This window comes from Pedobacter sp. 05L430 (genome assembly GCF_056397585.1).
In genome coordinates, this window is the sequence record NZ_JBFTNT010000012.1 from 1 (window position 1) to 26,165 (window position 26,165).

Annotated in this window: 29 protein-coding genes; 20 read left to right on the forward strand and 9 right to left on the reverse strand. The window is 37.1% G+C overall.

Annotated features, from left to right (window positions below; translation table 11 throughout):
- Nucleotides 1-1,470 (reverse strand): type IX secretion system periplasmic lipoprotein PorW/SprE (porW, locus tag AC1DG9_RS04880; RefSeq protein ID WP_477634362.1); only part of this gene is annotated, 1,470 nt, incomplete at its 3' end.
- Nucleotides 1,471-1,681: 211 nt separating this feature from the next.
- Here porW and AC1DG9_RS04885 point away from each other — a divergent pair.
- The 10 genes from AC1DG9_RS04885 to AC1DG9_RS04930 all read left to right on the forward strand — a co-directional run bounded on the left by AC1DG9_RS04885 (nt 1,682) and on the right by AC1DG9_RS04930 (nt 8,777).
- The gene (locus AC1DG9_RS04885; protein ID WP_172661671.1) at nt 1,682-1,900 is read left to right on the forward strand and encodes an AtpZ/AtpI family protein; all 219 of its coding nucleotides are present in this window, start codon (nt 1,682-1,684) and stop codon (nt 1,898-1,900) included.
- Nucleotides 1,901-1,953: 53 nt separating this feature from the next.
- Nucleotides 1,954-2,340, forward strand: coding sequence for a hypothetical protein (locus tag AC1DG9_RS04890; protein WP_172661670.1), 387 nt, complete (start codon nt 1,954-1,956; stop codon nt 2,338-2,340).
- A gap of 17 nt (nt 2,341-2,357) precedes the next feature.
- Nucleotides 2,358-3,479: a F0F1 ATP synthase subunit A gene (gene atpB / locus AC1DG9_RS04895; RefSeq protein WP_172661669.1), complete on the forward strand. Its 1,122-nt coding sequence runs from the start codon at nt 2,358-2,360 to the stop codon at nt 3,477-3,479.
- A gap of 41 nt (nt 3,480-3,520) precedes the next feature.
- Nucleotides 3,521-3,733, forward strand: coding sequence for an ATP synthase F0 subunit C (gene atpE, locus AC1DG9_RS04900; protein ID WP_048907663.1), 213 nt, complete (start codon nt 3,521-3,523; stop codon nt 3,731-3,733).
- A 92-nt stretch (nt 3,734-3,825) separates the two neighbouring features.
- Complete coding sequence (locus AC1DG9_RS04905) at nt 3,826-4,320, forward strand: F0F1 ATP synthase subunit B (RefSeq protein ID WP_172661668.1); 495 nt, start codon at nt 3,826-3,828, stop codon at nt 4,318-4,320.
- A 34-nt stretch (nt 4,321-4,354) separates the two neighbouring features.
- The gene (gene atpH / locus AC1DG9_RS04910) at nt 4,355-4,903 is read left to right on the forward strand and encodes an ATP synthase F1 subunit delta (protein ID WP_172661667.1); all 549 of its coding nucleotides are present in this window, start codon (nt 4,355-4,357) and stop codon (nt 4,901-4,903) included.
- 62 nt (nt 4,904-4,965) lie between these two features.
- On the forward strand, nt 4,966-6,540 hold the full coding sequence (gene atpA / locus AC1DG9_RS04915; RefSeq protein WP_172661666.1) for a F0F1 ATP synthase subunit alpha: 1,575 nt from the start codon (nt 4,966-4,968) through the stop codon (nt 6,538-6,540).
- Between the two features lie 26 nt (nt 6,541-6,566).
- Nucleotides 6,567-7,448 carry an ATP synthase F1 subunit gamma gene (gene atpG, locus AC1DG9_RS04920; RefSeq protein ID WP_172661665.1) on the forward strand — a complete coding sequence of 294 codons (882 nt, stop codon included), beginning with the start codon at nt 6,567-6,569 and terminating at the stop codon, nt 7,446-7,448.
- An 84-nt stretch (nt 7,449-7,532) separates the two neighbouring features.
- A complete protein-coding gene (locus AC1DG9_RS04925; protein ID WP_172661664.1) occupies nt 7,533-7,748 on the forward strand; it encodes a hypothetical protein in 216 nt (71 codons plus the stop codon).
- Between the two features lie 165 nt (nt 7,749-7,913).
- A complete protein-coding gene (locus AC1DG9_RS04930) occupies nt 7,914-8,777 on the forward strand; it encodes a DUF4349 domain-containing protein (protein ID WP_337717327.1) in 864 nt (287 codons plus the stop codon).
- Here AC1DG9_RS04930 and ruvC read toward each other — a convergent pair.
- Nucleotides 8,767-9,333, reverse strand: coding sequence for a crossover junction endodeoxyribonuclease RuvC (gene ruvC / locus AC1DG9_RS04935; RefSeq protein WP_477634363.1), 567 nt, complete (start codon nt 9,331-9,333; stop codon nt 8,767-8,769). The genes AC1DG9_RS04930 and ruvC overlap by 11 nt on opposite strands.
- Before the next feature lie 43 nt (nt 9,334-9,376).
- Here ruvC and AC1DG9_RS04940 point away from each other — a divergent pair, with 43 nt between their 5' ends.
- From AC1DG9_RS04940 to AC1DG9_RS04970, 7 genes are read left to right on the forward strand one after another with little or no spacing between them, the layout of a single operon-like run.
- Nucleotides 9,377-10,354: a hypothetical protein gene (locus AC1DG9_RS04940; protein ID WP_172661661.1), complete on the forward strand. Its 978-nt coding sequence runs from the start codon at nt 9,377-9,379 to the stop codon at nt 10,352-10,354.
- A complete protein-coding gene (locus tag AC1DG9_RS04945) occupies nt 10,332-11,468 on the forward strand; it encodes a glycosyltransferase family 2 protein (protein WP_288881824.1) in 1,137 nt (378 codons plus the stop codon). Before AC1DG9_RS04940 ends, AC1DG9_RS04945 begins: the two co-directional genes overlap by 23 nt.
- A complete protein-coding gene (locus AC1DG9_RS04950; RefSeq protein WP_288881827.1) occupies nt 11,468-12,559 on the forward strand; it encodes an ABC transporter permease in 1,092 nt (363 codons plus the stop codon). The genes AC1DG9_RS04945 and AC1DG9_RS04950 overlap by 1 nt, the downstream gene beginning before the upstream one ends.
- 34 nt (nt 12,560-12,593) lie before the next feature.
- Complete coding sequence (locus AC1DG9_RS04955; protein ID WP_172661658.1) at nt 12,594-13,205, forward strand: ribonuclease HII; 612 nt, start codon at nt 12,594-12,596, stop codon at nt 13,203-13,205.
- Nucleotides 13,206-13,223: 18 nt separating this feature from the next.
- Nucleotides 13,224-14,426, forward strand: coding sequence for a glycosyltransferase family 4 protein (locus tag AC1DG9_RS04960; RefSeq protein ID WP_172661657.1), 1,203 nt, complete (start codon nt 13,224-13,226; stop codon nt 14,424-14,426).
- A gap of 40 nt (nt 14,427-14,466) precedes the next feature.
- Nucleotides 14,467-15,546, forward strand: a complete 1,080-nt coding sequence (gene gcvT / locus AC1DG9_RS04965) for a glycine cleavage system aminomethyltransferase GcvT (protein ID WP_477634364.1) — start codon at nt 14,467-14,469, stop codon at nt 15,544-15,546.
- A gap of 16 nt (nt 15,547-15,562) precedes the next feature.
- A complete protein-coding gene (locus tag AC1DG9_RS04970) occupies nt 15,563-16,291 on the forward strand; it encodes a 2-phosphosulfolactate phosphatase (RefSeq protein ID WP_477634365.1) in 729 nt (242 codons plus the stop codon).
- Here the strand turns inward: AC1DG9_RS04970 and AC1DG9_RS04975 are convergent.
- The gene (locus tag AC1DG9_RS04975) at nt 16,275-17,066 is read right to left on the reverse strand and encodes a patatin-like phospholipase family protein (RefSeq protein WP_288881834.1); all 792 of its coding nucleotides are present in this window, start codon (nt 17,064-17,066) and stop codon (nt 16,275-16,277) included. The genes AC1DG9_RS04970 and AC1DG9_RS04975 overlap by 17 nt on opposite strands.
- A 6-nt stretch (nt 17,067-17,072) precedes the next feature.
- Nucleotides 17,073-18,116 carry a gliding motility lipoprotein GldB gene (gene gldB, locus AC1DG9_RS04980; protein ID WP_172661653.1) on the reverse strand — a complete coding sequence of 348 codons (1,044 nt, stop codon included), beginning with the start codon at nt 18,114-18,116 and terminating at the stop codon, nt 17,073-17,075.
- A 62-nt stretch (nt 18,117-18,178) separates the two neighbouring features.
- Here gldB and AC1DG9_RS04985 point away from each other — a divergent pair, with 62 nt between their 5' ends.
- A complete protein-coding gene (locus tag AC1DG9_RS04985; protein ID WP_477634366.1) occupies nt 18,179-18,841 on the forward strand; it encodes a porin family protein in 663 nt (220 codons plus the stop codon).
- A 38-nt stretch (nt 18,842-18,879) separates the two neighbouring features.
- Complete coding sequence (locus tag AC1DG9_RS04990; RefSeq protein ID WP_288881838.1) at nt 18,880-20,520, forward strand: NAD+ synthase; 1,641 nt, start codon at nt 18,880-18,882, stop codon at nt 20,518-20,520.
- Here the strand turns inward: AC1DG9_RS04990 and lnt are convergent, their stop codons facing one another.
- Genes lnt through rsmI form a run of 3 tightly spaced genes read right to left on the reverse strand, consistent with a single transcriptional unit; the run spans nt 20,521 to nt 23,555 of the window.
- Nucleotides 20,521-22,140, reverse strand: coding sequence for an apolipoprotein N-acyltransferase (gene lnt, locus AC1DG9_RS04995; protein ID WP_337717331.1), 1,620 nt, complete (start codon nt 22,138-22,140; stop codon nt 20,521-20,523).
- Nucleotides 22,140-22,796, reverse strand: a complete 657-nt coding sequence (locus AC1DG9_RS05000) for a PH domain-containing protein (protein ID WP_172661649.1) — start codon at nt 22,794-22,796, stop codon at nt 22,140-22,142. The genes lnt and AC1DG9_RS05000 overlap by 1 nt, the downstream gene beginning before the upstream one ends.
- 48 nt (nt 22,797-22,844) lie before the next feature.
- Nucleotides 22,845-23,555, reverse strand: a complete 711-nt coding sequence (gene rsmI, locus AC1DG9_RS05005) for a 16S rRNA (cytidine(1402)-2'-O)-methyltransferase (RefSeq protein ID WP_337717333.1) — start codon at nt 23,553-23,555, stop codon at nt 22,845-22,847.
- A gap of 77 nt (nt 23,556-23,632) precedes the next feature.
- Here rsmI and serS point away from each other — a divergent pair, with 77 nt between their 5' ends.
- Entirely contained in the window at nt 23,633-24,904 is a 1,272-nt protein-coding gene (gene serS, locus AC1DG9_RS05010) for a serine--tRNA ligase (RefSeq protein WP_337717335.1), read from the forward strand.
- Nucleotides 24,905-24,982: 78 nt separating this feature from the next.
- Here serS and AC1DG9_RS05015 read toward each other — a convergent pair whose 3' ends face one another.
- The gene (locus AC1DG9_RS05015) at nt 24,983-25,297 is read right to left on the reverse strand and encodes a hypothetical protein (protein ID WP_048907641.1); all 315 of its coding nucleotides are present in this window, start codon (nt 25,295-25,297) and stop codon (nt 24,983-24,985) included.
- Nucleotides 25,298-25,407: 110 nt separating this feature from the next.
- A complete protein-coding gene (locus AC1DG9_RS05020) occupies nt 25,408-26,112 on the reverse strand; it encodes an SIMPL domain-containing protein (protein ID WP_048907640.1) in 705 nt (234 codons plus the stop codon).
- Nucleotides 26,113-26,165 lie beyond the last annotated feature (53 nt).

Genomic DNA, 26,165 nt, shown 5'->3' on the forward strand with positions numbered 1-26,165 from the left:
GTCTTTAACAACGGGAGCGGCTTCGTCGGGCTCAGTTGAGGTATTAATGTTATTCGCAATTTCCTGTGAAGTTTCCTGRGCCGAGGTTCTAATGCTTTGACGCCAGTTGTTCTCTAACTTTCTATTTCCCCATTTTCTTTTAAAGTCTGAAAATCCTATACTTACTGCAGCTGGATTGCTAAAATAAAAAGAGCTTTGTAGCTGGGCAGTGTTGTTACGGCCATAGTTTGGTTGGTAACCTGCTGTTGAAGCTGAATTGGTGTTTGCAGACTGCTGAGTTGTGGCTACGGGAGTTGCAAGCTGTTGTATTTTTGCAGCCCTGTCTGCCTCTGGCAATTTTGCAATGCTTTGTAAGGTATCTTCGACGCTTATAATTTGATACCTGTTGGTTAAGTATTGCAGGTTTTGGTTTTTCTTAAGAATAAGCTCGTATCCCGGGTAATTTTTAGGAAGGGTATTAACCGTGCTGTCATAATAGGATTTGGCTTTAAGGTAATCTTTAAAAACTTTGAAGTTTAAATCGGCGATTCTTAAATAGCTAAGACCTTTTTGATATTGGTTTGTAGTGCTTTTTTGAATAGATAACTGATAGTATTTTAATGCTTCAGTGTATTCTTCATCTGCAGCATGGCTTTCTGCGATTTGAAAATATACCTGATCATTGTAATCAAGGTTTTTGTCGTCCTTTAAGAGCCTAAGCAATTGATCCTGTTTATTTGCTTTTTGTGGGCCTCCCTGAAGTGTTCTTAGCTTAATCTGATTAAGATTAGCGTTGAAATACATTTCGAAAGGAGCGTTACTTTTTACTACTTTTCTATAGTTTATTAATGCATCAGGATAATTTTTTTGTCGCTCATAAAGCTGAGCAAGTATATAGGTCCAACGTATTCTGTTATCAGTTCCAGTACCAGCTTTAATTGCATCTTTTAAATAGGAAATGGCGGCTGCATTGTTGTCCAGATAAATACACATTTGGGCAAGTGTAGCAAATGGTTCGGCAAGGTTGCTTTTCTTTTTAATATCCGGAAGGATAGATTCGAGTGAGTCTAATACTTTATTGGCCTCACTGATTCTTTTTAGCTGCATAAGGCTTCGCGCTTTCCAATTGAGTGCTTCCAATTGGCTGTTTACATTGCCTTTGTAAGTTTTAGCGGTATAATCAAAATATTCTGTAGCGTTAAAATAGTTGCCATTAAAAAAGTTGGCTTTCCCTAACAATATATAAGCATCGTCAATATAGTTGCTGTAGCTTTTTTCAAGGATGATGGTTTGGGCTTTTTTAATAATATCATCCATTGGTTTTAGGTTCAGGGAGGTGCTTACCTCATTGTTATCCGTTTCCGGGCCTAAATAAACCGGGAGTATCTGGTCGTAATTATCAACATAGGTTTCGGTAATTTCCTGTTGGTGATTTATTAAGAGAACTTTAGCGTTATAGATATAATTATAGCGAGCAGTTAAGTTCTGCATACCTCTGCTCGAAGCGGTATCTTTTTGAGAGCTGCAGGAATATATTATGCAGAGGCATAAGCTAAATAATATTATCTTTAAATTGTAGATCGCGTAATTTTTCAAAAAATATAGATTAAGTTGATGCTTAATAAAAACAAAATATATACAAAAGTATTTTATTCATCAATAACTTCTTAACAAAACCCATTTTATTTAAATATATCAGTTTATGGTAGATCCTGAGGAAAAGAAAAAAGGCTTAAAGACATTTGCTAAATACTCTTCAATTAGTTTTCAAATGCTTGCAACAATAGGGGTTTTTGCATTTATAGGCTATAAAATTGATGAATACAGAGGGAGTAAAACGCGTATTATTACGGCTATATTTAGTTTAATTGGGGTTGGGGCAGCTATGTATCAGGTTGTAAAACAGTTGAATAAAAACTAAAGTCGATTATTTTAAGCCGAGGTAAATACCTACTTTTGTAAAAAATATAGATTTTGAGCCTAGCACGTTTTACCGTTTCCTATTTACTTTATTGTATTGTTTTGGCTGGTATAGCCTATCTGTTGCCAGTTGTTTTTCCTGATACCCGGATTTTGACCAGCAAATTTTGGCTGGTATATTTCTTCTTTGCCATTATCACCTACATCGCTTATTTCTGTGCTGATTTAGGCCTTAAACGTAATCCTGAAGTTGGAATAATGGCCATTATGGGGTCTATCGCCGTGAAAATGTTTTTTTCTTTGGCTTTTGTGCTGATTTACAGCCTAAATGCTAAGGAAAAGGGGCTGATTTTTGTGCTGAATTTTTTTTCTTTATATTTATTGTTCAGCTTCTTTGAAATATACTCTTTGTTACGTAACTTGCGCCACCAAAATAAATAGTAAAAATCTGCGACTAAATGGATTGTAGCCACGTTTTTGAGTTTAAAGTGAAAAGGTTAATTGTTGTTTTTACGCTTTTTTTAGCGTTTCTGTCGGTTTCGTCTAGGGTTTTTGCTCAAGGGGATACTGCAGTTGTTTCTGCTGATACTGCCGTAACTGCGGCTCATGTTGAAGGTGCTCATGGTGCCGAACATGGTGAGAAGAAATTTGAACCAACCAAGGTAATTATGGAACACATTGCGGATTCGCATATGTGGCATCTTTGGGGTCACCTTTCAGTTCCTCTTCCTGTAATATTATACACTCCAGCTGGTGTAGAATTTTTCTCTTCTGGTAACTTTCATCATGGTGAGCATGATTATACCGGATCTAAAAACACTTATCGTTTGGTTGAAGACAAGATTAAAATTGTTGGAGCCGATGGTCAGGTGGATGAAGCAGCTTCATCTAAAATTCTTGATTTTTCTATCACCAAGAATGTTGCTGCAATGTTTGTTGCAATAGCAGTTATTCTGATCATATTTATATCGGTTGCCGGTGCATATAAAAAACGTGTTGGTAAAGCACCTAAAGGTTTGCAGTCGTTTGTTGAGCCAATCATTATTTTCGTAAGAGATGATATAGCTAAGCCGAATATCGGACATAAGCACGCTAAGTTTATGCCTTATCTGTTAACCGTGTTTTTCTTTATCTGGATTAATAACGTTTTAGGTTTAATTCCTATTTTCCCAGGGGGCGCTAATGTAACTGGTAACATCTCGTTAACATTTGTTCTTTCATTGTTTACCATGATCATTGTGAATATCAATGGTAACAAATATTACTGGAAGCACATCTTTTTACCTAACGTACCTTTCTGGTTATGGCCGCTTATGGTTGTAGTTGAGGTTGTAGGTGTGATTTCTAAACCCTTTGCATTAATGGTTCGTTTGTTTGCTAACATTACTGCAGGCCACATTATTGTGTTGAGTTTGATCTCATTGATATTTATTTTTAAAACATTGGCTATTGCGCCGGTATCTGTTGCTTTCGTATTGTTTATGGATGTATTAGAATTACTGGTTGCATTTTTACAAGCCTTTATATTTACATTACTTACTGCTTTGTTTATTGGTATGGCAGTAGAAGAGCATCATTAATTAGAAACTATTTTTTACAAATTATATAAATTAAATTAGTTATGGTAGGTTCAATCGCGGCGATAGGTGCCGGTTTAGCAGTAATTGGTGCCGGTATCGGTATCGGTCAGGTAGGTGGAAAAGCAATGGAAGGTATTGCTCGTCAGCCAGAAGCTGCATCAAAAATTCAGACTGCAATGATTATCGCTGCTGCCCTTATTGAGGGTGCTGCTTTATTCGGTGTGGTAGTTGCATTATTAGGCTTAGGTGTTTAATAACTCAAACTGAAAAAGTTTAGGCAGGTATTTAACGATTGGTTATTTACCTGCCTTAATAAAGTAGAATAAGTTTAAAAGTATTATATAAAATGGAATTAGTAACCCCTACCATAGGATTAGTTTTTTGGACAGCAGTCGCATTTGTTTGCTTATTAATATTGCTTAAGAAATTTGCATGGAAACCCATTCTTGCTGCTATTCATGAACGTGAGCAATCAATTGATGAGGCTTTAAATAAAGCTGAACTTGCGAAACATGAGATGGCTCGTTTAACTGCTCAGAACGAGGAGTTGATGAAAGAAGCCCGTGCTGAGCGCGACCATATCTTAAAAGAGGCTAAAGCCCTTAAAGATAGTATTGTTCATGAAGCTAAAACACAAGCTCATAATGAAGGTACTAAGCTAATCGAGAAAGCTAAAATTGAAATTGAAAATCAGAAGAAAGCTGCTTTAGCAGAACTTAAGAGTCAGGTTTCAACTTTATCTTTAGAGATTGCTGAGCGTGTATTACGTAGCCAGCTTGAAGATAAAGCAAAACAGCAGGATTTAGTTGCTAATCTTTTAAAAGATGTTGAATTAAACTAATTGATAGTTTGTTTAGCTAGATATACCAAAGAAAATGTCAGAAAATAAAGCAGCATCGAGATACGCCAAATCATTAATAGATCTTTCTACAGAGCAAAATGCTTTGGAAGAAATCAAAAATGATATGGTTCTTTTAGAACGAGTAATTAATGATAATTCTGAATTAGAAGCTATCCTTAAAAACCCTATAGTTCCTTTAGATAAAAAAGCAGGGATTTTAGAAAACATATTTGGTTCTAAGGTTCATCAGGTTACAAAAGTCTTTATGAAATTGGTTGTAAGCAAAGGTCGTTCTGCTATTTTATTTGGTACAGCAAAAGCTTTTATTGCTCAATACAACTTTATTAAAGGTATTGTTACTGCAGATGTAACGTCAGCTGTTGAACTTACACCTGCAAGCAGAGCTGAAATTGTAGCTATTGTTAAAAAGGAAATAGGTGCGAATGAAGTTGTTGTTAAAGAAAAAGTTAATGACAAATTAATTGGCGGCTTTATTTTAAAAGTTGGAGATAAACAATTTGATGCAAGTATTTCAAGTGGTTTAAATAAACTTAAAAAGGAATTTGCTCAGGGAATTGTTTAATCCTGAGATGAAATAATAAGAGATAATAAATACTGAATTTACAAAAGAAATAATATAAAATTATGGTAGAGGTAAGACCAGACGAAGTATCGGCAATTATCAGGCAACAATTGGCGGGCTTCAAATCAGAAGCAGAACTTGAAGAAGTTGGCACCGTATTGCAGGTGGGTGATGGTATTGCCCGTGTTTATGGTTTAACTAAAGTTCAATCGGGCGAATTAGTTGAATTTGAAACCGGCTTGCAAGGTATTGTTTTGAACCTTGAAGAAGATAATGTTGGTGTGGTTCTATTGGGCCCTTCAGACAAAATCAAAGAGGGTGATACTATTAAACGTACTAAGAAAATTGCCTCTATTAAAGTTGGTGAAGGTATGCTGGGACGTGTTGTTAATACGCTTGGTGAGCCAATCGACGGTAAAGGACCTATTTTAGGTGAAACTTACGAAATGCCGATTGAGCGTAAAGCACCAGGTGTAATTTATCGCCAGCCGGTAACTGAGCCTTTACAAACTGGTATTAAAGCTATCGATGGGATGATTCCTATTGGTCGTGGTCAGCGTGAGCTTGTTATTGGTGATCGTCAGATTGGTAAAACAGCCGTATGTATTGATACCATTATCAACCAAAAAGAATTTTATGAAGCAGGTAATCCTGTATTCTGTATATATGTAGCTTGCGGTCAGAAAGCAAGTACTGTAGCAAACATTGTTCGTACTCTTGAAGAGAACGGTGCAATGCCATATACAGTAGTTGTTGCTGCTTCTGCTGCTGAACCTGCTCCATTGCAGTTCTATGCTCCTTTCTCAGGTGCAGCAATAGGTGAGTTTTTCCGTGATACTGGAAGACCAGCTTTAATTGTTTATGATGATTTATCTAAACAAGCTGTTGCATACCGTGAGGTGTCATTGTTATTACGTCGTCCACCCGGTCGTGAGGCTTATCCAGGTGACGTGTTCTATCTTCACAGTCGTTTGTTAGAGCGTGCTGCAAAGATCAACTCGAATGATGAGATTGCACAAGCGATGAACGATTTACCGGAATCGTTAAAAGGTATCGTTAAAGGTGGCGGTTCATTAACTGCATTGCCTATTATTGAAACTCAAGCGGGTGACGTTTCTGCATATATCCCTACCAACGTAATTTCAATTACTGATGGTCAGATCTTCTTAGAAAGTAACTTGTTCAATGCGGGTATTCGTCCGGCCATTAACGTAGGTATCTCGGTATCACGTGTGGGTGGTAATGCTCAGATCAAGTCAATGAAAAAAGTTGCTGGTACATTAAAATTGGATCAGGCTCAGTACCGTGAGTTAGAGGCGTTCTCTAAATTCGGTTCAGACCTAGATGCTGCTACTAAATCAGTTCTTGATAAAGGTGCACGTAACGTTGAGATTTTGAAACAAGGTCAGTTCTCTCCTGTAACTGTTGAGAAACAAGTTGCTATCATTTATATCGGTACTAAAAACTTAATGCGTTCAGTTCCTATAAATAAAGTAAGAGAATTTGAAGCTGAATATTTACAGCAATTAGAATTGCGTCATCCAGAAACGTTAAAAGCTTTAAAAGCAGGTAAGTTTGATGATTCAATCACTGGAGTATTAGAAACTGTGGCTAAAGAGCTTTCAAGTAAATACTAATAAAGCTGAACTGAAGATAAAGAAGAATGGCTAATTTAAAAGAAGTAAGAATTCGAATAGCATCGGTACAATCTACTCAGCAGATTACCAAAGCCATGAAAATGGTTTCGGCCGCTAAGTTGAAGCGTGCAACTAATGCTATCATACAGTTACGTCCTTATGCTACCAAGCTAAAAGAGATCTTAGGAAATCTTTCAGCTAGTTTAGAGGGATCATCGTCACCTTTTATACAAGAGCGTGAACCTAACAAGGTTTTGATCGTTGTGGTTTCTTCTAACCGTGGTTTAGCTGGTGCGTTTAATATGAACGTAATTAAAGCTACTAATAATTTGATTGCCGAGAAGTATAGCGAACAGTTGAAAAATGGTAATGTAAGTATTGTAGCTATAGGTAAGAAATCTCAGGATTTCTTTGAGAAACGTAACTACAACGTAATTGGAAACAATAACGAGGTGTATTCTGAACTTACTTTCGAAAATGTTACCAAAATCACTGATGCTATCATGGTAGGCTTTGCCAAAGGTGAGTATGATAGAGTTGAACTGGTATACAACAGATTTAAAAATGCTGCTGTTCAAATTTTAACTACTGAACAATTAATTCCATTAACTAATGGCCAGGATGCTACAGAAGAGAAATCTACTAACGTAGACTATATTTTAGAGCCTTCTCAGGAAGAAATAGTTGAGCAGTTAATTCCTAAGTCAATTAAAATTCAATTATACAAAGCTGTATTGGATTCTCATGCTTCTGAACATGGTGCCCGTATGACATCAATGGATAAAGCAACTGAAAATGCAGGCGACTTGTTGAAAGCTTTAAAGCTTTCGTACAACCAGGCTCGTCAGGCTGCAATTACCACAGAGCTTACAGAAATTGTAAGTGGTGCAGCTGCTTTGAATGGGTAGAATTGAGTGATATAAAAAGATCAGCGTTATATGCTGTATTAGTTTAAAAAATATTATTTTTGCGCAGTACATAAAAACAGTAAAATGGAACAGACACCAAAACACAATACAGAAAGCATGAAAAGAGCTAACGAGATCTCAATTTATAAGTTGATGACCGTTGGGATTTTAGTTGGTATTTTGGGCGTATTTTTACGCTTTGCTGGTGACTCTACCACATTGTCTATTATTTCATGGGCAATACTTTTAATCGGTTCTATAATCGCTTGTAAAGGTGTATTCAAAATATTAGACGCATAGTATAAAAATATTTTTTTAGAAACGTCCTCATTAGCAAAAGCTGGTGAGGACGTTTTTTTTTGTAACGTTTATATGATTTACATTAAAATTGATCTTATTTATTGAAATTTTTAGGTTACCTAATTTAATATTTGGTATTAAGGAAAAAACCTAATCATTAATACTATGAAAAAATATTTAATCTATTGTGTATTCGCAATAGCCATGTTTTCGTGCAACAGTAATAAAGATTCAAAATTAGAAAATTCTGACTCCGCAAGTGCCAATCTGGAGGCAACAGATTCACTTCTAGCTGAAAAGATCATCAAGACTGCAGATATGCGTTTCAGGGTTAAGGACGTTCAGAATACGAAAGAGAAATTAAGCTCAGCAATAAAAGCCGAAGGAGGAACCATTGCAGAGTTCACGGTTCAAAGCAATATCCAACAAACAGAAAAGGTAAAATATTCTACAGACTCATTATTGGAGCTTACTTCCTACCGCACGGAAGGATTTATAATAGCAAAGGTTCCTTCAGATAAGCTGGATGAGTTCACCAATAAAGTAGCAAAGTTTGCTGTTTTTATAGATCAGCAATCGCTTAAAATGGACGATCAAAGCATTGTCTATTTGAGCAATAAATTAAAGAATGAAAATAGGGTTGAGGCTGTAGAACAACTTAATAAGCATGCCAATAAGAAAAGTAATAATGTAGAAACCTCGCTATCTCTTAAAGATGATTACGTAGATAAAAAGATAGAGAATCTGATGATTGAYAGTAAAGTTCAGTACAGTACAATTACCCTTAATTTTTATCAGAACAATACTGTTAAGAGCATTCTTGTTGGAAATGATGATTTGTATAGCTATCGTCCAAATTTCTTTACCCGATTGGGATTAAGCTTTCAGAACGGATGGTACATCTTTAAAGAAGTTATACTTGTTGCAATGAACTTATGGGTTTGGATATTAATTGGAACAGCAGCGTATTTCGGCTTTAAATATTATCGTAAAAGAAAAGTAGTTAACGCAAATCAGGTTACTGCTTAAGACGTTTTTTATTGTCTTTGGCAAATGCTTCCCAGCCGGAGTAGGATTTACCTGCTCCGCTGGTGCTTACCCTCTGAAAAGAATGGCAAACAGCAACAGCTAGACCATCGGTTGCATCTAGAAATTCGGGTGTTTCCTTAAAATTTAATAGTCGCTGTAACATGGCGGCTACCTGTTCTTTACTGGTATTTCCGTTGCCTGYTATGGATTGTTTGATTTTCCGGGGTGCATATTCTGCAATGGGGATATTTCTGGATAGGGCAGCTGCCATTGCTACACCCTGTGCCCGACCTAATTTTAGCATAACCTGAATGTTTTTCCCATAAAAAGGAGCCTCAAGTGCCAGAACATCGGGTTTAAACTCATCCAAAAGGAGAATGGTTTTTTCAAAAATGCGCTGTAATTTCAAAAAGTGATCGTCCATATGATCCATTTTAACGATCCCCATGGTGATTAATTCAATTTTACTTCCTTTCTCTAACACTACTCCATATCCCATTATTGAAGTTCCCGGGTCTATACCCATGATCACCCTTTCCTTTTTTTCAGCCAACATAAAACAATATTAAGCATATTTGCAGATAGTAAATACAAAAAAGTTGACATCGCGGTACAAAAAAATACTTTCCTACTTTATTAAAACAGCAATTGTTGTATTTGCCTTTTGGATCATTTACAACAAACTGTCAAATAATGAGAATTTAAACTCATTTAAAAATTTATTAAAGCAAATTCCTGAATCAGAAATTATCCTGGTGATGACTACGGTTATTGTTCTTATGCTTTTGAACTGGGGGCTGGAAGCGCTAAAATGGAGAAGGTTAGTTTCAGGCATAGAGAAAATTAGCATTTGGAGATCTATTGAATCTGTATTCTGTGGATTAACCTGGGCAGTGTTCACACCCAACAGAATTGGAGAATATGGTGGCCGGGTCTTCTTCCTGTCGCCTAAAAGAAGGATTGTAGGTGTAGTGGCCATGGCGGTTGGGAATATAGGCCAAATGGTACTTACCAACGTGTTTGGCGCAATAGCACTATGTATTTTCATCTACAAGTTTGTAAATATAGATTACCGCTTGTTTTATGCCCTGGTAATCCTTTCAATAATGTTCTGCTTGTTTTTTATCATTTTTTATTTTAATATAAAATGGTTAAATGGAATTTTGGTGTCCATGCGTTTTACACGTAAATACAAAAGATTCTATGGGATTCTTGCAAGATATCAGAAAAGGGAGCTGCTAAACATATTGTTGTTTTGCTTGTCAAGATACGTTGTGTTTAGTACCCAATACTTTATCCTTTTCTATTGGCTAATACCTGAATTACATTATCTTGATATCATGATGATGGTGAGTATTCTGTTTTTTGTGCAATCGACTTTACCTTCTCTTGATCTTTTTGATATAGGGGTTAGGAGTGTTACGGCATCATACTTTTTTGGCTTCATAACAGATCAGAATATTGCAGTTATAGCGTGCACTGCTGGTATCTGGCTAATAAATATTATAATTCCTGCTATATTAGGAACTTATTTCGTTTTTAAACTTAATTTCTTTGGAAATATTCAGCGCAGTTAGTTACCTCTCCTCTTTCTTAACTATTTTATATGTAATAGTGGTTATAGCCTTTATTAAAGGGTGGCATAGCCTTATATATTTTAAGACTTCTGAGGGTGAAGGAAAAACCAGGGTGTCCATTTTGGTAGCCGCACGTAATGAAGAAACAAATATTTCAAATACTATTGATGACCTGCTTGCTCAAAATTATAATAAGGAACTCACGGAAATTATCTTCATCGATGATCATTCTACAGACAGAACCGCTGAAATTATAAGATCGTATGCAAGCAGAGGTGTAAAATTAATTTGCCTTAATGAGGATCAAGCTTTAAACTCCTATAAAAAAAAGGCGATACAAACAGCTATAGGACAGTCGACCGGTACATTGATAATTACTACTGATGCTGATTGCAGAATGGGGCCAGACTGGTTAAAAACGATAATCCAGTTTTATGAGGCAGGAAATTATAAAATGATTTCCTCACCTGTTGCTTATTTTCAGGAAAAAAGTTTCTTTGAGCGGGCACAATCGCTGGAGTTTCTTTATTTAATAGGCTTGGGTGCTTCAACCATAGGGAACAAACAACCGTCTACCTGCAATGGTGCCAATTTGGCCTATGAGAAGGAAGCCTTTTATGAAGTAGGTGGATTTAAAGGAATTGATGATCTCGCTTCTGGTGATGATGAATTACTTTTGCATAAAATAGCAGCTCGCTTTGATAACAATGTTGGATTTTTAAAGAATAGAGATGCTATCGTTTATACACATGCGAAGCCCACATTAAAGGAATTCATTCAGCAGAGGAAACGTTGGGCTTCAAAAAGCACCAGATACAAAAACAAGTCGATCATTGTTCTTGGTGTTTGCATATGGTTGTTCAACCTAAGTGTACTTATGAACCTGGGTATTGGTTTGTTTATAGGGTTCTATTTTAAATTGGCTGTATTTCAAATACTGGCAAAAATAATAGTCGAATTCTTATTTTTATATGATGTAACTGGTTTTGCAAGAAGGCGAAAATTATTGCTTCTGCTGCCTGTGTTAAACATATTGCACATGATATACATCGTTTATATTGGTATTGCCGGCAACTCCGGAAAATATAACTGGAAAGGGAGAATGGTAAAGTAGTGGAAGCAAACAATAGCCCTTCAAGAAAAGTCTGGAAACGGTTTAGAAAGAATAAACTAGCCTTTGGTGGGTTGTTATTTATTGTTACGCTTATCATTATGGGTATTCTTGGTTATGCAATTACTCCTGATCAAACCCCGAATGCGAATACCATGCATCTTCAGCTTACAAATAAAAAACCAGGAAGAACCTTTGATTTTTTAATTGTCAGTAAAAACAAGAACATTAGGAAAGTTAATTTCTTTGAGAAGATGCTTTATGGCCAGGAGGCAGACTTTAAGAGTGTACCTATCACTTCTTACCGTGAAAGCCAGGGCAAAGTTTATGCAAGAGAATATATTGGCGATGATGAGCAAGCGGAGGAAACAAGTTTCCCTTTAGTTAAAGGTACTAACCGCTATACGCAGACTTTTTGGCTAGGCACTGATGTTTATGGACGAGATCTGTTAAGCAGATTGATCCTGGGAATTCGCGTGTCATTGTCGGTAGGGTTAATGGCTGTACTTATTTCCCTTTTTATTGGAGTTAGTTTAGGGGCCTTGGCAGGTTATTTTGGAGGTAAAACTGATGCTGCAATCAGCTGGTTTATGAATGTGATCTGGTCGCTACCATCCCTATTACTGGTCATTGCAATTTCGTTTGCCCTCGGTAAAGGATTCTGGCAAATATTTATAGCGGTTGGGTTATCTACCTGGGTAGATGTTGCCCGTTTGGTACGCGGACAGGTAATTGCATTAAAGGAGGTAGAATTTGTAGAAGCATCAAAAGCACTTGGATATTCTACTCCAAGAATCATCATAAAGCACATCCTACCTAATATTGCCGGTCCAATACTTGTGGTTGCTTCTGCGAATTTCGCTTCGGCAATACTTTTAGAAACAGGATTAAGCTTTTTAGGCTTTGGGGCACAACCTCCAATGGCTAGCTGGGGAGGTATGATAAAGGAGCATTACGGATATATTATTATGGATGCTGCCTATCTGGCTATTCTACCTGGACTTGCAATTATGCTTACCGTATATGCGTTTAATTTATTAGCTATTGGACTAAGAGATGCATTTGATGTAAAGTCGCAAAATATCTCTGTATAGGCACAACTATTAAATTTACTAACTTTGTTGTAATATGCTATTGAACTGTTACCAGAATGAATTATTAGAAGCCGGATGTGATGAAGCAGGGAGAGGTTGTTTGGCAGGGCCAGTATTTGCTGCTGCTGTAATTTTACCTCCTGATTTTATTGCCGGAGAGTTAACTGATTCTAAAAAGCTTACTCATAAACAGCGTTGTAATTTAAGGGTAATTATAGAAAGGGARGCAATTGCCTGGGCTGTAGCAGAAGTTGATCACCTGGAAATAGATAAGATTAATATCCTCAATGCATCCTTTCTTGCAATGCATAGAGCAGTAGAAAAGTTAGCCATAAAGCCAGAATATCTGAGCATAGATGGAAACCGTTTCAAAGCATACCCAAACATTCCTCATACCTGCATTGTGAAAGGAGATGGTAAATATTTAAATATTGCAGCAGCGTCTATTCTTGCTAAAACCCATAGAGATGAATTTATGGAAAATATATCGATCCAATATCCTCATTATCAGTGGCATCAAAATAAAGGGTATCCTACAATAGTACATCGGATGGCTGCCTTAGAGCACGGCTTGTCGCCATTTCACCGTAAAACTTTCACAATTAGCAATCCGCAACTGGCCCTATTTTCCGAAAACGAAGGATAATTAGTATTTTCACGTGATTTGAAAATATTAATTCTGACAAATAGGGTCCCCTTTCCGCCAAATAGTGGATATCCCATAGTAGTTTATAACACTATTAAGGGGTTGCTACAACTTGGCCTCGAAATAACCTTATTTAGCATCAACACTAATAAACACAGAGTTGATGTGGATGATATTTATGACCCTGTTTTTGACAGCATAAAATTCCATTCCTTTAGCTTGGATACCGAGGTTAATGTTTGGGGAGCGTTATTTAATGTTTTCTCTAATCAGTCTTATAACGTTTCAAGATATTTTGATGATGAGGCGGCTAAACTGCTTGAAGATATTTTAAGGGAAAATGAATTTGATATTATTCAATTCGAGGGGCTGTTTGTGGTGCCTTATCTGGATATTGTTAAAGCGAATAGTAAGGCCAAAGTGGTTTATAGGGCGCATAATATAGAGTTTGATGTTTGGGAGCGTATTGCAAGAACCGAAAAGTTTACACCAAGACGGATGTATTTACAATTTCTTGCGCGTCGTTTAAAGGTTTATGAAACCGAACAGATGAACAGGTTTCACCAGGTTTTTGCTATAAGCGAGCAAGACAGGCAAAGTATTCTTCGGTTTGGTTGTGAAACAGCTCTTGAAGTTTTTCCGGTAGCACTAGACTTTAAAAAATATGTTACCGACCCCTCTAAAACCAGCTTTCCTACGTTGTTTCATTTAGGGGCTATGGATTGGCGACCAAATAAAGAGGGATTGGAATGGTTTCTTGATGAAATATGGCCGGATATAGAAAAATTGAGTAGTGAGCTGCGATTTTATATCGCTGGAAAAAACATGCCCAGAGAGTTTTTTGAGTATGACTCTGAAAACCTGGTAGTAGAAGGTGAAATTTTTGACGCAATAGAATTTATTAATTCTAAAGCGATTATGATAGTTCCGCTGTTGTCTGGCAGTGGGATGCGGGTAAAAATTATCGAAGGTATGGCCATGAGCAAATGTATCATTGCAACAAGCATGGCCGCCGAAGGAATCAAGTGCGAACATGGTAAAGATATTCTTATAGCCAATACTGCCGACGAGTTTTACAGGTCTATACTGCAATGCATCACCAACCCTAAAAAATGGCGTGAAATAGGTGAAAATGCGAGAAAAACGGTAGAGCGTGATCACGACTTTTTTTCCATCTCTAAAAGGATGTTGAATATCTACCAAAAGTTAGTAAGTGCTTAAATTTTATATACCTTTGCCCACGTTTTTACAGATATATAATATGAAGAATACCGCATTAACAGATAAACACATCTCTTTAGGGGCTAAAATGGTGCCATTTGCAGGTTATAATATGCCAGTTCAGTACGACGGTATAAATGCAGAACATGCTGTGGTTAGAAACGGCGTTGGCGTTTTTGACGTTAGCCATATGGGCGAATTTATTTTAAAGGGCGAGAATGCGTTAGACTTAATTCAACGTGTTACCAGTAATGATGCTTCAAAACTTTATGATGGAAAAGTACAATACTCTTGCCTTCCAAACGAAGACGGAGGCATTGTTGATGATTTGTTGGTTTATCGTATAGATGAAAAAACCTATATGCTGGTTGTTAATGCATCTAACATAGATAAAGACTGGAACTGGATTCAGAAATTCAATGATAAAGGTGTAGAAATGCATAATATTTCTGATAAAACATCTTTACTTGCGATACAAGGACCTAAAGCGGCCGAAGCATTGCAAGGTTTAACTGATGTTGATCTCGCTTCTATGGAATATTACAACTTCGTAAAAGGTACATTTGCAGGTGTTGATAATGTTGTGATCTCTGCAACTGGTTATACTGGTGCCGGAGGTTTTGAGATCTATTTTGATAACGAACACGCCGATAAAATCTKGGATGCTATTTTTGAAGCAGGTAAACCTTTCAATATGAAACCTATTGGCTTAGGTGCCCGTGATACTTTGCGTTTAGAAATGGGTTTCTGTTTATACGGAAATGATATTGATGACGCTACCTCTCCAATTGAAGCAGGATTAGGATGGATCACTAAATTCACTAAGGAATTTACCAACTCTGATGCTTTATTAGCTCAAAAAGAAGCTGGTATTGCGCGTAAACTAATAGGATTTGAAATGATTGACAGGGGGATCCCTCGTCATGACTATGAAATAGTGGATGCCGAAGGGAACGTAATAGGTAAGGTTACTTCTGGTACTCAATCTCCGTCTTTACAAAAGGCAATAGGAATGGGATACATTTCAAAAGGCATGGATAAAGAAGGAACCGAGATTTTTATCAATATCCGTAATAATAAAATTAAAGCCAAAGTAGTTAAATTCCCTTTTTATAAATAAAAGCCATATCCTGTCGATGCAAAAAAGTATAGAAGTTTGTTTAACGCCCGCATTATTAGATCTGTATGCTATTGAAGATAGCATTGTGGTAGTTATTGATGTGCTCAGAGCGACTTCTTCCATCGTGTATGGAATAGATAACGKCGCAACTGCAATTATACCGGTAGCAAACGTAGAAGATTGTCTTAACTATTCTGATAAAGGATTTTTACTGGCAGCAGAGCGTGACGGACAAGTGGTAGAAGGATATGACTTCGGGAATTCACCTTTCTCCTATACAACTGAAAAGGTTGGTGGCAGAACTGTAGTGCTTACAACTACTAATGGTACAAAAGCCCTTCATATGGCGAGAAAACGAGCGCATCAGGTAGTGATGGGCTCTTTTTTAAATCTACAGGCCCTATGCAACTGGCTTAAAATTCAGGATAAAAGTGTTTTGTTACTTTGTGCAGGATGGAAAGATAAATTCAATCTGGAAGATACCCTGTTTGCCGGAGCTGTAGTTGCTGAATTGCGTAAGGAATTTACTCATTTCGATGATTCTTCTGTAGCTGCAGAAGACTTATATAAACTGGCCAAAGATGACCTTAGAAGTTATCTTCATAAATCTTCCCATAGCCACAGACTAGCTGAATTAAATATAGAAGAAGATGTAAGGTTCTGCTTGCAGTTAAACCTTTGTCAGGCGATTCCAGTTATGGATGGTGATGCTTTAGTTTCTTTAAAAGCTACTCCAGTTCTTTAATCGGAACCTTTATCAGATTCTTTAGGCTTTCGTTACTTTTAATGGTTTTCAACGTTTCTTCATATGCGAGCCAATAGATAGTTTCGGCTTTTTTCATGTCAAAAGTACTGATCTCACCCATTCCTTTTGGCTCGATTAGCACATTACAGAAGGCGGCCTTTTCTTCCATATCTTTATTTACAGACATCAGCCCCGCTCTTGCCATTAACGCCGTAATCTTGGTGATTTTTTCAACGGGTTTTAAGTGGTTGCATGACGATCCGATAATGAAATCGCAGTTATTTAATAAAGGTTCAACCGGAAAGTTATTTAAAATGCCGCCATCAACATACATCTCATTATTTATCATAATCGGTTTAAATATGCCCGGAATGCAGCTAGATGCTTGTATGGTCCTGATCAGGGGCCCTTTGTCAAAGTATACCAATTCTCCTTTGCTGAAATTAGTTGTAGCAATGGTAAGTGGGATTTTTAGGCTTTCAATTCTATCATCAGGAAAGTATTCTTTAAATAAGCTTGATGTATTTTCAATATTAATTAAGCCTAGTGAGCCTACCGCAGGTCGAAGGAATTTTAAGAGTTTGGTCTTTATAAAAATATTTAAAGCATCTTCAGGATCGATGCCTGAAGCAAATAAGGCTCCTGCAATTGAACCTGCACTGGTTCCGCTAATGTGACTAAACTTAATGCCGGCATTTCCAAATGCCTTTAAAACACCCAGGTGTGCAATTCCTCTGATTCCGCCACCAGATAATACGATTCCTATTTTAGTCATTTAGCATTATTTAGGTTTGTACTTTGATAAATTTAATATTTTTTGAGCATCCTGTTCAGCCATCAATTGCTGTAAGGTAACATCTTTATTTTCCTGCATGTACTTTCTTATAATCTGCCATCCGGTCCAGATACCTAATTTAGGAGCTGACTCGTTCTTCTCTCCAAGTCCGGGCGTAAAAGGGCCTTCGCTCAAAAGCACCTGTATCTTCTGGTAATCGGTTTCAAATAATAGGTTGTTCTGTAGATAATAGGCCCAAATGTCGCTTTCAAAAGTCTTACACCAGTCTATATGTTTTTGAGTATATCCTATTTTAACTGAATCCGGAACTTTCTCATCAAGCACCTTGTCCATAAAGTATAAAATTTTTCCGTTATGAATCATCTTTGAAAGTAAGGTTCTGTCTTCGTCCCGTTCATGAAATAGTTCTTCTCGTGCATAAGTCTCAGTTATTCGCGGAACAATGTATTCAGGAGTAAAACGTCGGGAAAGGTAAGTTGGTACACTTTGCACTATGGCTTTGTAAAATTGGTTGTTTTTTCCCATAAACATATCCAACCCAATGCCCATGTAATTATCGCCAATTGGCGTCTGCACAGCAAAACCAGAAACAAATGATATAAACTGAGGAACTTTTGCTTTAGGATAATAGTAAAGGACGTATTTAAAAGTTTCAGATAAGTCTTTTTCTATTGGTGTTATGTCTTTAAAAACACTATCCACCTCTTTGTTTAAATCTGAGTACGCAGAATCCTGGTATAGGGTGGTTAAGATCTCTTGATTTGTATAGTCAAAATTACCAACCATCCTATGCACATAGTCATCGTAAAAAGTACCGTATTTCTTTGTTAGGAACGCATTGGTCTCACTTAGATTTTTAGATTTTCCGGCATATAAATCTCTATCGAACCGGGCAATTTTGACATCTAAATGTATTGCGCTAACATCAGGTTTAGTACTTTGGGTACACGAAACAAGTAGTGACGAAAAAAAAGCCGACACAAATAGAAAAAATAGATAGCTTTGGTGGAATTTTACGTTATATATCATTGTAAACAAATATAAAGTAAGTTTATTCAAGCTTCATAGGCATTAAAGGAAAATATATTTATATGAAACACACATTTATCGCGATATTATTATTGTTTGTAACAGGAAGCGTTTTTGCACAAGATTCTTTATCTCCATATTACGGTTTCAGACTTGGATTAACCGCTCATCCAACAATAGGTTGGGTAAAACCACAGGTGGGTAAAAGTAATGGAGTTGCTCTTGGATTTTCCTATGGTTTAATGGGGKACTTTAATTTTGCTGAGAACTATAGTTTTGCAACGGGTGTTACCATCACTACAATTAATGGTAAAAGCACGCAGATAATTACTGAAGAAACTACTCCTCCAACTCAAATACCCTATGAACTTAAGTATAAGCTTCAATATATCGAAGTGCCACTTACAGTTAAACTAAAAACTGTTAAAATTAATGATATCCGCTGGTATGGCCAATTTGGTTTATCAAATGATTTTAATATCGGAGCCAAACAGGATGCCGATGCCGCAGGAAAATCAAGCTTGCGCGATGAGAATATTTCGAAAACAATTAAGCTATATCGTGCCGGCCTGATATTAGGTGCAGGAGCAGAATTTGACCTAAGTGGAAATACAAGTATTGCAGCAGGACTAACGTATAACAATGGCTTTACCGACATTACCACCGATAAAAATAATAATATCCGCAATCATTATCTTGGTATTAATTTTGGCGTTTTCTTTTAATAAACTTACTTAGCAGTACTTTCTACAATTACAAGCTCATGAATATAGCACTGGCGCAACTCAACTATCACATTGGTAATTTTGAATACAACACAAAAAAAATAATCGACAACATTCAGTTGGCAAAAGATAAAGGAGCCGACCTGGTTGTATTCGCTGAGCTGGCTATTTGTGGTTATCCACCACGTGATTTCTTAGAATTTGATGAGTTTATTGGTCTGTGCGAAACTGCTGCACAAGAAATTGCAGCTCATTGTAAAGGGATTGCCTGTATTGTAGGTTTGCCTGTTAAAAACGAGGTGCTTGCAGGAAAAGATTTATACAATGCGGCATATTTCATAGAGGAAGGAGAGGTAAAAGCCATTGCAAAAAAAGCATTGCTTCCAAATTACGATGTATTCGACGAATACCGTTATTTTGAACCTGCCACTCAATTCGAATGCATAACTTTTAAGGGCCGTAAAATAGCCCTAACCATTTGCGAAGACTTATGGAACATCAACAACAATCCATTGTATGTTTCCAATCCGATGGATGAATTGATTAAGCAAAACCCTGATCTGATGATTAATATTGCGGCGTCGCCATTTTCATATTGCCATGATGATGAAAGGGTAGTGGTTCTGGCAGATAATGCTAAAAAATATAAACTTCCTTTATTGTACGTTAATCAGGTAGGTGCGCAAACTGAAATCGTATTTGATGGCGGTTCACTGGCATTTGATAAAGAAGGTAATCTTCTGGATGAAATGGCTTATTTTAAAGAAGAGTTAAAGATCTATGAAGTTGAAGGTGATTTAATTAAAGGATATACGCCCAAAATACATAGAACTATTACCGACATAGAGCAGATTTACGAAGCGTTAGTCTTGGGTATTAAAGATTACTTTGTAAAGTCGGGCTTTAAAAAAGCAGTGTTGGGCCTTTCAGGAGGTATAGATTCGGCTATTGTATGCGCCCTGGCATGTAGGGCTTTAGGAGCGGAAAATGTAATGGCGGTGTTAATGCCTTCAAAATATTCGTCTGACCATTCTATTCAGGATGCACTTGATCTTGTTAGAAATATTGGTTGTCAGCATGAAATCATTCCAATTAAAGAGGCGGCCAATGCGTTTGACAATATGATGGCGGCTGCTTTTAAAGGATTACCTTTTAACCTTACTGAAGAGAATATTCAGGCAAGATGCAGAGGGATCATTGTGATGGCGATGTCTAATAAGTTTGGCTATATCCTTCTAAACACATCAAACAAAAGTGAATGCGCGGTAGGGTATGGTACACTATATGGTGATATGTGTGGCGCAATTGGCGTAATTGGAGATGTATACAAAACCCAGGTTTACCAACTGGCTAATTATATTAATAAAGACGGAGTGGTAATACCAGAAAATTCCATTGTTAAACCACCGTCGGCAGAACTTAGGCCAGGCCAAAAAGATTCAGATTCATTACCTGATTACGATATCCTTGATAAGATACTGTTTCAATATATAGAGCTAAAGCAAAGTTCATCAGCAATCATTGCACAAGGCTATGATGATGCGCTGGTAAGAAGGATCATTAAAATGGTAAATACGGCAGAGTTCAAGCGTTATCAAACACCGCCGATATTAAGGGTTTCTCCAAAAGCATTTGGTATGGGCCGCAGAATGCCCATAGTTGGAAAGTACCTTTCTTAGTTACTTTTTAACCCACTTTCTGTAAGGAATAATTAGTGCGAGCAAGCCAGCCAATACAGATAGAATTTTAGGAATAAAATCGCCATTTCTTACATAAAAAGTAAGATCATCATTTAAATTGATATCTGCTTTAATGGCTGTTCTGGTCCACCATTTGGTTTGCTGTATAATATCGCCTTTCTGGTTAATGAAACAAGAAATACCCGTATTGGCTGATCTTACAACATACCTGCGGGTTTCTATAGCTCTTAGTTTGGCATATAACAAGTGCTGGTCCTTTCCTGATGTATTTCCCCACCAGCCATCATTGGTTACAATAGCAATAAACTGTGCGCCATTCTTAACAGCTTGGGCCACCCAACCTCCCCAGATCGATTCATAGCAAATTACAGGTACAGCACCTACTCCACCATACGAATAAAATACTTGAGGGTCTTTTTGCCAGCCATAACCACCTACTGTTCCTCCAAAACCTTCAAAAACCGGTGCTAATACTGATAATGCTGTGGGAAAAGGCATTTTCTCTACTCCTGGTACCAATTTAGATTTGTGATAGAATTGTACATTAGCAGAGTTCTCTATCTGTAATGCGGCATTAAAAACATCAACATAGGTGCTATTATCATATTGTCTGGCCGAAGGCGTTTGTTTGTCGTTGTAGAACTTAATACTCTCAATGCCACTAATAATACTGCCATTTTTGTATTTTTCAAGGAATTTCTGAGCATCCAGGAATTCAGAATTGGTGCGGATTCTATCTTCATCAGAGCGATCTGAAATTGCTGTTTCAGGCCATATAAAATATTCGGTACTTGGCTGAGCAACGGAGTCGGATAAATGAGTAAGGATTTTAAGCTGCTCACTTGAAGAAATACCACCAAATTTTTTGTAAGGATCTATATTGGGTTGTACAACTACTACGTTAACAGGAACCTCTTTTTCTTCGTACTCGTAGTATAAGGTTAGGGACAATGCAATCGGCGCTGCAATAATCACAACCCACAGAAGTGCAAATTTAAATCGGGCAAAGCCAATAGCAGTACCCGGTTTAAGTGCTTTAAAGGCCTCATAAGCAATAATGTTACTTAGTAGTATCCAGAATGAACCGCCATAAACACCAGTGTATTCATACCATTGCGCAAGCTGATGCATGCCCGATAGGCCATTCCCTAAATTCATCCATGGAAAGGAAAGATCCCAGCTCTGGTGCAAAAACTCCATTGCAATATAAAAGCATATTAGCCCCAAATAGGCAATGTATTTATTTACCAGTCTGCCTAGTCTGTAATATAGCCAGAAAGCAAAAGTCATGAGCAGTGCTCCTAAGCCATAAGGGATAAGCGAAACAAAGAAAGATACCACAGGGCCATTTACTGAACTTATGGCATTATACACCCAATAAATAGATGCGGTATTCCAAATTAGAAAGGTTAATCCTGCTGTTAGGAAAATACGCTTACCTTTTTTAGGATTTTCGCTTTGTTTAATTCTTTCTAAGGCAATAAGTAATGGAACAAGACCAACCAGTAATAATGGAGTGGTAAACTTAATAGGAGGCCAGGCCAGCCACATTAAAAACGCACTTAGTAAAGCAAGGAGAGCAGTGTTTCTGAATTTCATTATAAGCTGTCTAAAATATCGGCTTTTTTAGCTTCATATTCTTCCTGCGTAATAAGGTGTTTATCATACAGGCTTTTTAGTTTTCTTAGCTTTAATGTAGTTTCATCTTCTGGTTCTTCTACCGGTATTGCAGGCGCAGCAGGGGGTGGAGAAAAGAATGCTTGTGGCTCGTCTTCTTCCACTGGTTCCGGAGCGGGCAATGTATTTACAGTTACTGGCGATGTGGATGATCTTCTTTCTTCCAGATCAAGTTGTCTTTGTTGCTCTTTAAAACTTTCTAATTGCTCATATGCAGCCTGATATAACTTGCGGGCCTGCACTTTAGGGATATATTCTGTGATGATATTTTCGCCATGTAAAGGCACGCAAATGAATTTAGAACCAAATAATTCTTCTTTAAAGGAAACTTCTTTAATGCTCTTCCAGGAAATGTCTTTAAAATTCATGGTAATTCCAAAATTGCCAGGCTCACAATAGAAGATACGCTTGTTACTTACTGCAATACAATCAGGTAAAAGATTTACCGCCGGCTTTTTTTGTACAGCCATGTAAATCAGTTCCTCATTGCTGGTTAACATATCATTTAATTTACCTAAAACTTTTTCTACAGCTTTAGGATCCTGTTCGTCACTTAAAAATCTATCTATTAATATCATGTTATTTTCTTATAATAATTTCAGTAGTGAGCTATCAAAAATTGAACCCTAATTATCGCGATCATACTTAGCTTTCTTTTTTACTTCTTCAGCTCCCGCAATACAAATTACGAATTCTCCTTTTAATATATTGTTTTCAAAATGTGATTTAATTTCGGTTAAAGTACCTCTCACAGTTTCTTCATAAAGTTTGGTTAACTCACGACTTACCGATGCCTGACGATCTGCACCCAAATACTGTGCAAATTCCTCAAGTGTTTTAAGTAACCGATGCGGGCTTTCATACAAAACTATTGTCCTTTCTTCCTCAGCCAGTTTTTTAAAACGTGTTTGTCGTCCTTTTTTTACGGGCAAAAAGCCTTCAAAAACAAAGGCGTCAGAAGGCAATCCTGAGTTTACCAGGGCAGGCACAAAGGCCGTAGCTCCAGGCAAGCACTCTACTGCCAAATCATTTTTTATTGCTTCCCTAACCAAAAAGAAGCCAGGGTCGGATATTGCAGGTGTTCCGGCATCTGATATCAAAGCTACCATTTTACCTTCTTTCAAAAACTTAATGATTTCTGAGGTTGCCTGATGTTCATTGTGTTGGTGATGTGAATATGCTTTTTTATCAATCCCGAAATGCTTCAGCATAGGGGCGCTGGTACGGGTATCCTCTGCAAGGATCACATCAGCTTCTTTTAAAATCCGGATTGCCCTGAAGGTCATGTCTTCAAGATTTCCAATAGGGGTGGGCACAAGAAATAGTTTACCTTCCATAATTATTAGGTCTCGTATTGTGCTACTGCATTCGCAATGACGAGTTAAGTTATTATCTTTGTTTAAAAAATAAAATAATGCTGCAAGTTAACTATATCCGCGAAAATAGAGAGAAAGTTTTAGAAGGACTAAGTGTACGTAATTTTAAGCACCCAGAACTGGTTGATGAAATTATTAAAATTGACGAAGAACGAAGACAAGTTCAAACCTCGCTGGATAACCTTTCCGCAGTAGCCAATGCAGCTGCAAAACAGATTGGTGAACTAATGCGTAGCGGAAAGAAAGAAGAAGCAGAGGTACTTAAAGCAGAAACTACGTCAAATAAGGAAGAGCATAAGAACCTTTCAGATCAGTTAACAGAAGTGGAAGACGCCTTATATGGTTTGATTGTACAGCTACCAAACCTACCTCATCACCTTGTAAAACCAGGGAGTGTAGCTGAAGACAATGAAGTTGTTTATGAACACGGCAATCCTGCCGATTTACCGGAAGGTGCACTGCCACACTGGGAATTGACTGCTAAATACGATATTATAGATTTTGAGCTTGGTACAAAAATAACCGGCGCAGGTTTTCCTGTATATAAAGGCAAAGGCGCGCGTTTGCAAAGAGCACTTATTAATTTCTTTTTGGACCACGCAACAGAAAAGGGATACAGAGAAATGCAAGTGCCTCATTTAGTTAATGAAGCCTCAGGTTTTGGTACCGGACAGTTACCTGATAAAGAAGGACAGATGTACCATGCGGGAGTAGATAATTTATACCTTATACCAACAGCCGAGGTGCCTGTAACTAACCTTTATCGTGATGTGATTTTAAAGGAAGAAGAGCTTCCCATAAAAAACACAGCATACACGCCGTGTTTTCGCAGAGAAGCAGGATCATACGGCGCGCATGTACGTGGATTAAACCGCTTGCATCAGTTCGATAAAGTTGAAATAGTACAGGTTGTACATCCGGATAAATCTTATGAAGTTCTGGAAGACATGAGTGCGTATGTTCAATCGTTGCTTCAGGAGCTAGGTCTACACTATCGTGTATTGCGTTTATGTGGTGGCGATATGGGCTTTACCTCTGCAATGACTTACGATATGGAAGTATGGAGTGCTGCGCAACAACGCTGGCTAGAGGTATCTTCAGTATCTAACTTTGAAACATACCAAAGTAACAGACTTAAATTAAGATTTAAAGGTGCTTCTGGTAAAACGCAATTGGCACATACATTAAATGGAAGTGCACTGGCGCTACCTCGTATTGTTGCCGCTATTCTGGAAAATAACCAAACTGAAAAAGGAATTAAAATTCCTGAAGCTTTGGTAAAATATACAGGTTTTGAATACATTGATTAAATAAGATCAAAACTTCATAAGCAAAAAAAGCTTCCCAATTGGGAAGCTTTTTTTATAGGTAGATGTAAATAAGGTATTCTATAGAATAAGAATTAATAATAAAATAATGATGATGATTGCACCAACTGAAAGGTAAACACCGCCACCTAACGCATTTGCTTGTTTTTTCAACCCTCTCAATTCTTTACGTAACTCTTTCTTCTCAGTTTTTGACAACTGAGATTTGTCCATTGAACGGATCTCCTGAACACGGTCAGTGATCTGTTTTAGCTGAATTTGCTGCTCGGCAGTCATCTCAGTTTTAATCTTGTCTGTCTTTCCTGCGGCAGAAACTGTGTTTGCGCTGATTGCCAATGTGAAAACTAGCACTAAAGAGTAAATTAATCTTTTCATACGATTTGAATTTTGTGATATTATCTAAATAACAAAAAACCTACCAAAAGTTATTGGTAGGTTTTTTAAAGGTATTTCCTTAAAACTGTATACTCAAGTAGTCACTACTACTATTTAATTTCGAATACTGTATTCATTATATAGTTCAGTTTTATTTTTTTAAAGTCAATCTCCGGTGCAGCAGCGCCTGCCATATCAGCACTTTCAGCTTTCATCATCATTACATTACGATACATTGGCTGTGGATATTGTTCATTGTTCACTTCCTGGATGTCAATTACACTACCTAATTTATCCCCAAGGGCTTCAACCAGGTAAGACGCTTTTTCTTTAGCAGCCTGTAGTGCTTTAATTTTTAGTTCTTTTTTAAGTGTTTCAATTTTTGAATAATCATAACTGTCAACGTTGGTATAAGCGATTCCTTTAGGATCAATAGAACCAATGATATCATTCCATTTATTCAAATCAGATACTTTTAAGCGATACTGTTTGCTAGCCAGATAATCAGGGTTTTTCTTTTTCTCCGTAACTATAGCATAGCTTGATAAATTGTTGATGGTTAGGTTTTCTTTGTCGATACCTGCTTTTTGAACAGCAGCATACAACTGGCTTTCCAAAGTAGTGATCTCCACCTTTTTCTTACTGTTGTTATCTTTTAAATATTCTTTTAAAGAGATACTGATGTAAATAATGTCTGGAGTAACTTCGGTTTCCGCAGAACCGCTAACACTAATCTTTTTTCTTAAATCTACTTGTTGAGCCATAGCGCTTATACTTAATAAGGAAACGAAGGCAAGGGTTAATAACTTTTTCATAATGATAAATGTTTTTCTTTTGTGTATTTAATAGTTAGATGAAATTACCATAC